This is a genomic window from uncultured Bacteroides sp., from assembly GCF_949298305.1.
GTDB lineage: Bacteria > Bacteroidota > Bacteroidia > Bacteroidales > Bacteroidaceae > Bacteroides.
Genome location: NZ_CASFWU010000035.1, coordinates 21,278 through 28,319 on the forward strand (window position 1 = coordinate 21,278; position 7,042 = coordinate 28,319).

A 7,042-nucleotide genomic window follows, 5' to 3' on the forward strand; every position below is an offset into this window, starting at 1 on the left:
CCTTTACACGCGATATGAGAACGAACCGATACCTGCTTTTCATGCTTTGCCTGTTGGCGGCAGCCGTCCTCAGGGCGGAACAGGAGCCGGACTATACCTTCCGGATTTCTGCCGACAGCATCCGCACGGCCGGAGGGCGTGTCAGCATCAGCTTCACCCTCGACTTGGGCGAGCGCATTGTCTACAGCCAGCACAAGCGCATCCTGACCCCCGTCATCTGCACAGCCGACCGCAGCCGGCAGCTCGACCTGCCCGCCGTCGTGGTCAACGGCCACAACCGCGCCATCAAGGAGCAGCGCGCCGGACGGGCCGAAGGACAGCCCGCCGACGTCTATCTTACCCTGACGGGCAACCGCCCTTCCAACCGCACGGTCAGCTACCGCACCCGCGTGGACTACCAGCCCTGGATGGAGCAGGCCGTCCTCACCCTGCGGCAGGACGTGCTGGGATGCGCCTGCGGCGGGCTGCTGGAGCAGGAGCAGGAAGTGAAGGGCCAACTGCTCTACGCCCCCCAACTCAGCACCAGCCCCGAGATGGAGTGTCCCAAGGACTTCGTGCAGCGCAAGATAGAGAAGGACGCCTTCCTCATCTATCCCGTCAACCAGACCCGCCTCTACCCCGACCGCTACGGCAACCGCGCCGAACTGCTCAAGATTGACTCGGCCATGAACTACGTGCAGCAGAACCCCGACTACGAGATACGCCGCATCGAAATCACCGGATTCGCCTCGCCCGAAGGCAGCTACGAACACAACGTGGAGCTGGCCGAAGGACGTGCAGGCGCCCTCAAGGACTACATCCTGAAACGCTACGCCGCCGACCCCGCCCTGATGGACGTGCGCCCCGGCGCCGAGAACTGGGAAGGACTGGCTGAGGTGATTGCCGCCGGACAGATGCCCTACAAGGAAGACATGCTGCAAATCATAGACAGCATTGCCGATCCCGACGGCCGCGAGGCGGCCATCCGCCGGCTGGACGGCGGCCGGACCTACCGGACCCTGCTCACCACCGTCTACCCCGGCCTGCGCAAGAACACCTTCACCATCAGCTACATCAGCCGCGAACGCACCCCCGAGGCCGCCCGCGACCTGGCACTCAGCCGCCCGCAGGAGCTCAACGCCTACGAGTTCTACACCGTGGCCCACCGCTTCTGCGCCGACGACCCCGAGGCATACCGCCGCCTGCTGCTCACCGCCGCCGACACCTATCCCGACAATGCCGTGGCCTGCAACAACGCGGCAGGCATCTGCCTGCGGGACGGAGACTACGAGCAGGCCGAACGCTACCTGTCGCAGACCGCCAACGAGCCCTTCACCTGGAACAACCGCGGCTACCTGCTGTGGATGAAGGGCGAAAGGGAAGAAGCCGCCGTGTGGTGGAGAAAAGCCGCCGGACAAGGCGACCCCACCGCCCGGCACAACCTGGAGGAATTGGAGAAGAGATGAAGAATTTACTCAAGTTTCGCAAGTGCGAAACTTGCAGGAGTTAAAGGAGTTAAAAGGAGTTATCGCCCGTCAGGGCGGGCTTGGGAGTTAAAGGCCAATAGATTCTGCTACCGTAGATTGCTTCTTTATGATACTATCGGCTTTAACTTCTGACAGAGCAAAGCGAAGTGATAACTTCTTAATTTCCGGCAAAATGATAAACCGGAAACTTGAGCTATTAACCATTTACCATTAACCATTATCCATTAACCATTACCCAATATGGCAACCATTCAAGAAGCAACCCTGGATTTGGCCCTGAAGGCCTATCCCAACGAACTGACCGCCGACATTGACAACGATTACACCGTCAAGGTCGAGACACAGGAGATGTCGCTCGGACTGGAGCACATTGCCGCCCAGGTGGCCAAGAAGCTCAACAAAGTGACCAGTGAAGTCAGAAGCATCCTCGAAGAGGCCTGCCGGGAGACGGCCAACTATGCCGCCTCGGGCTTCTGCATCTCCACGCCGCTCTTCACCCTCCGGCCCATGGCCAGCGGGGTGCTCATGGAAGAAGAACTCTCCCTGCCCGTCGACCGCGAGAAAATCAGCGTCTACGGCAGCTTCGCGCAGGGCACGCAGCTCCGCGAGGCCTTCGCCAAGGCCAACCTCAAGCTCTTCCTCCAGCCCGCCGTCACCGGCCCCTACATTGCGGGCATGGTGAGCGCGGCGCCCGTCAACCCCGTGACGCAGACCCGCGCCCCCATGAAGGCGGGCAAAATGGCCGTCCTCAACGTGAAGAACGGAAAAATTGTGGGCGACGACCCCTCCGTGGGCATCACCCTCACCTCCGTAGCCAATCCGCAGACCTCCTTCTTCATCGGCCCCGAGGACATCTCGCCCAACACCGCCAGCAAGCTGCAGTTCATCCTCCCCGCCGGAGTGACCGACGGCGAATGGACGGTGAAAATCACCACCCAGTACACCAGCGGAAACAAGCTCACCAAGGAGCCCCGCTCCTTCGTCCTGCCGCGGCCCGTCACCATCGGAGCCGCCGCGTCCGGCGGCGGAGGCGGAGACAGCGGAGGAGGAGACGACGACAACCCCATCGGATAAACCGCTCCGGAGCTGCACAAAGCCTTGGTCCGCCGTAGGACAAACCTTTTGTCCGCCATAGGACAAAGTCTTTGTCCGCCATAGGACAAAACCTTTGTCCCCCGTAGGAAACAGCCTTGGTCGGCACCCGGCGGAACAAAACCATCCATCATAAACCACTTTAATAATCGTAATAACAAAAAAAGACAATGAAAAACTCGGACTCTTCTGCTCATGCAGCAACGAAGACGAACTTGTGAACAGCCTGCCCGAAAACGAATCACAGGCGCAGATTATGATTAACATTACCAACAACAACGCCATTACCAGAGCTACAGGAAATACCGGTGATACAGACGAAGGTACTGAGAGCGAATACTATGTCACCGACCTCGCTGTAGTACTGACCGATGCCGGTAACATTGTGCAGTCCATTCACTATCCTAAAGTAAAGGCTGAACCTGACAATACAGCTGATGCTACCATCGCCACCGAGGTATTCCAAGTACCGGCAGGCAGCTACAAGGTATATGTATTGGCAAACTACAAGGATGCCGGTGCGGCTATAGGCAGCCCTCTCAAGACTGGTGTGGACATAGCCAGTGTATTCAATATCAGCGATGCCAGTCTTTTGCATCAGAATAAAAAGTTCTTGATGGTTAATACCAATTTCGTAGCAAGTACCACGGACTTCAGTGCCACGGCAAGCGATACGGAAGTAGACAGCGACCATAGTACTGTGTCGGGCGGTAAAACAGTACATCTGGTAAGTGTAGACATCGAGCGCGTAGTAGCCAAGGTGCAGTGCGAGCAAGCTAAAACATCATTTGATGTAAATGATGATAACAATGTCAAAATAGCTACTACCACGCTGGACGGTGCTGCCCTCATCAACCTCAACAAGAAAATGTATCTGATAAGAACGCCTGCGGCTGCCACCAACAAGCCAACAGGTATATCATCGTGGATATACCCCGTAGATCCCAATTACGATACGGTGCTTAACGGCGCGAGTGATGAAACCACATGGCTTGGTAACAACTTTAGCAACTCCTCAGCCAGTTCGTTTACAGATTTCACCTCAACTCCCACCTTCTACTGCCCCGAAAACACCATGACGGCCAATGCACAGCAGAACGGCCAGACCACGGGTGTAGTCTACAAAGTGACTTATACTCCCGAAAGCGGTGCCTACACCGAACTGGCCAAGGACGGTACTAGCACCTACGACCAGATATTTACGGCCATGCTTGGCTTGTCATCCGGTAAGGATCCTGACATCACTGATGCTATATTTACTACGGCAGGAAGCGACGGTACCTTCTATGCCTACAACGGCCTTATCTTCCAGACCAAGAATGCCGCTGTACTCTACCAGTGCATAGCTGAAGCTACAGGTAGCACTACCTCTGATAAGGCTTCAAACGCCAACACGAACTTCACTACAAACAAGTCAAAGACCGGTGACGACCTCGATGCCATCAAGGTTTACGAATACACCAACGGTGCATCTTACTACACCGCCTGGGTGAAGCACAACCCCGACGGAGCCAACATGCAGCAAGACAAGTTCGGCGTGGTACGCAACCACTGGTATATTCTGACAGTACAGAGCATCAGCGGCCTGGGCTATCACAAGCCTACCTTTGAAGATGCCAAAGACCCGGACGACCCTGCCGTGGCTAACATCCAGGTGGCAGCTACCATCAAGCCGTGGACTGTCGTCAGACAAAATGTGAATTTATAATAGTTTTCATGATAGTTTTCTTCACATATTCATTTAGTTTATGATGTGTCCTTCCCCTTCCGCCGGGCCGCTCCGTGCGGCAGTGCTTGTCCGGAACGCGGTGCCGGCCCGTGAAATAGTTAGAATGAGTAGATAGCGTCAACATAGGTTTGGCGGTTGCACCCCTTCTTTTCTTCTTTTTTAAATACTCATGGAACTTCCGCTTGCCCGTCGGGCAACGGAGGCCGGAACAAGAATCAACCATCAGATACCAGAGATATGAACCGGATATATAAGAAGATCACCCTTGCGTTGTGCCTTTCGCTGACGGCCATCCTCGGCTCGTGCATCTACGAGGACAAAGTGCCCTGCTCCTGCGAAGTGCGCTTTGTCTACGACTACAACATGGAGTTTGCCGACGCCTTCCCCTCGCAGGTGGACGACATCGTGCTGTTCATCTTCGATGCCGACGGACGGTTCATCTCCTCCTTCCGGGACAGCGGCGACCACCTGGACGCCGACTACCGCGTCCCCCTGCAACTGCAGCCCGGACACTACCGGCTGGTGGCCTGGGCGGGACTGCAGGAAGACCCCGCCTGCTTCGACCTGGGCAGCGAACTGATGCGGGGCTCGTCCACCGTAGACGACCTGCGCCTGCGCCTCAGAACCGAGGGCGACGAGTGCCGGCGGCACCTGCCCGACCTGTGGAACGGCCGTGTGGACGACTTCGAGGTGAAGGCCGACGAGCCGTCATACGCCACCGTCCCGCTGGTGAAGGACACCAAGCGCTTCCGCATCCTCCTGCAGGACACCGAGGGCAACGCCCTCTCCAAGGAAGACTACTCCTTCTCCATCGCGGCAGCCAACCGGGTGCTGGCCCACGACAACGAGCCGTGCGAATGCACGCCGCTCACCTACCGGCCCTATGTGCTTGACGAGGCCGTCGTGGGGAACGCCGCCGGAACACGCGCCGCAGACATCCACGCCCTCGTGGCCGAAATGGCTACCCTGCGCCTCACCGACGACCTGCCCACACGCTTCACCGTGCGCAACGAAGGCAGGCAGCAGGACCTCTTCGACGTCGACCTGGTGAAGTACCTCAACCTGATGAAGCTGGACGCCTACTCCGACATGTCGCTGCAGGAATACCTCGACCGCGAGAGCAGCTACCAGATTATCCTCATCATGGGGCGCAACGCTTCCGGCAGCGAAGTGATGCTGTCCCTGCAGATCAACGCATGGACCATTGTATTTAACCAAACCGAACTTTAGAATCCTCAATATAAAACCAGACCATGATAACTGTCCGACACCTTTTCTTCACCTTTCTCCGCCTCGCCGCGCTGCTGACAGCCTTCCTGTCGTGTACGGCCGACCTGCCCGGCACCGACACGCCGCAGGCCGGCGAGGGCGAAGGCGTGCTGCAGCTCAGCGTGCCCCTCACCCGCTCCGTGCCCACGACGACCGGAACCGGCGAGCAGGACGCCACGGAAGCCGAGCGGCGCGTCACCTCGCTCTGGTTCCTGGCCTACCCCACCGGAGGCAGCGAGGGCGAGACGCTGGTGAAGAAGTTGGACACCGACGGGCTGACGCATGACTACAAGACCTTCCCCATCCGGATGAAGTACGGCACCTACCGCATCTACGTCGTGGCCAACGTGCCCGAACTGACAGCCGGCACATCGGAAGAAGAACTGAAGGCCATCATCCTGAAGTACAAGGAGGGCGACAAGGTCAGCCTGCCCGACCCCAACGGCACCAATGGCCTGCCCATGTTCTACCAAAGGGAGGAAGACTATACCCTCTCGGCCACACAGGCCGGAAACATCCTGGCCGACCTGGTGTACACCTGCGTCAAGGTGCGCTACACGCTGGTGTTCGACAATACCACCAACGGCATCTCCAACCCCACCTTCGGCACGAACGTGCTGAAGATTGACGGCATCAGCGTCCGCAACATAGCCGACCGCGCCCCGCTGGTGCCCGGCAAGGAGATTACCGGCCTCAATTTGTTTGAGATGAAGAACGCCTTCAACGGACAGTACCAGGTGGGAGCCTACGACTCCTCCACCCCCGACAACTATACATTCTCAAAAACCACAATCGAATGCAACGAGGCCGGACAATGGGCCTACCGCGGCACTTTCTACCTGCCCGAACATCTGGTTACGGCAGAGACGCAGGGCAGCCAGACGCAGATGCTCATTGCCGCCACCCTCTACACGGCTCAGGGCGTCAGCCGCGCCTCGCTGGAGTATACCATCGAGCTGGGCGACACCGAAGGACAGACCGGCGACAATCCCGTCCGCCAACTGCCCCGGGGCCGCATGTACGACATCACCGGCCGCATCACCGGCCTGGGCAACAAGATAGAGGCCACTGCCGCCGTGCAGGACTGGACGCTGCAGACTGTGGATGCCGAGCTGAACGGCCCCTACTACCTCTACGTGGCAAAGACCGTCGTAGGGCTGGAGGCCGGAAAGGACGTCACCGTGGCCTGCCACACCGACGCGCCCATGCTGAGCTACGAAAGCCCCAAGTACACCCCTGAAGGAGGTACGGAGACCGACATCTACCAGGTAGACTTCATCCAGGACGAGACGGGCGCCATCACCGCGTTCACCGTGCGCATCCATCCCAATATGCCCCCCGTGGCCGATGCCGAAACCATCGAAGGAATAGCCAAGTACTTCTACATCGTGGCCGGCGGCCTGAAGAAGAAGATAGACGTCAGCCCCCTGAAGCTCGAACCCTACCTCATCGTGACGCCGCAGAACTATACGGTCTACATCAAGGA

At 58.2% G+C, this 7,042-nt stretch carries 5 protein-coding genes; all 5 read left to right on the forward strand.

What is annotated here, in order from left to right:
• The first annotated feature begins 14 nt into the window (after window positions 1-14).
• Window positions 15-1,445: a DUF3868 domain-containing protein gene (locus tag Q1Y74_RS06545; RefSeq protein ID WP_300813106.1), complete on the forward strand. Its 1,431-nt coding sequence runs from the start codon at window positions 15-17 to the stop codon at window positions 1,443-1,445.
• A 261-nt stretch (window positions 1,446-1,706) separates the two neighbouring features.
• Window positions 1,707-2,540, forward strand: a complete 834-nt coding sequence (locus tag Q1Y74_RS06550) for a DUF4469 domain-containing protein (RefSeq protein WP_300813109.1) — start codon at window positions 1,707-1,709, stop codon at window positions 2,538-2,540.
• A 172-nt stretch (window positions 2,541-2,712) separates the two neighbouring features.
• Complete coding sequence (locus tag Q1Y74_RS06555; protein WP_300813114.1) at window positions 2,713-4,266, forward strand: Mfa1 family fimbria major subunit; 1,554 nt, start codon at window positions 2,713-2,715, stop codon at window positions 4,264-4,266.
• 258 nt (window positions 4,267-4,524) lie between these two features.
• Complete coding sequence (locus tag Q1Y74_RS06560) at window positions 4,525-5,517, forward strand: FimB/Mfa2 family fimbrial subunit (RefSeq protein WP_300813111.1); 993 nt, start codon at window positions 4,525-4,527, stop codon at window positions 5,515-5,517.
• Window positions 5,518-5,540: 23 nt separating this feature from the next.
• The coding region (locus tag Q1Y74_RS06565; RefSeq protein WP_300813113.1) for a fimbrial protein at window positions 5,541-7,042 on the forward strand (1,502 nt) is incomplete at its 3' end.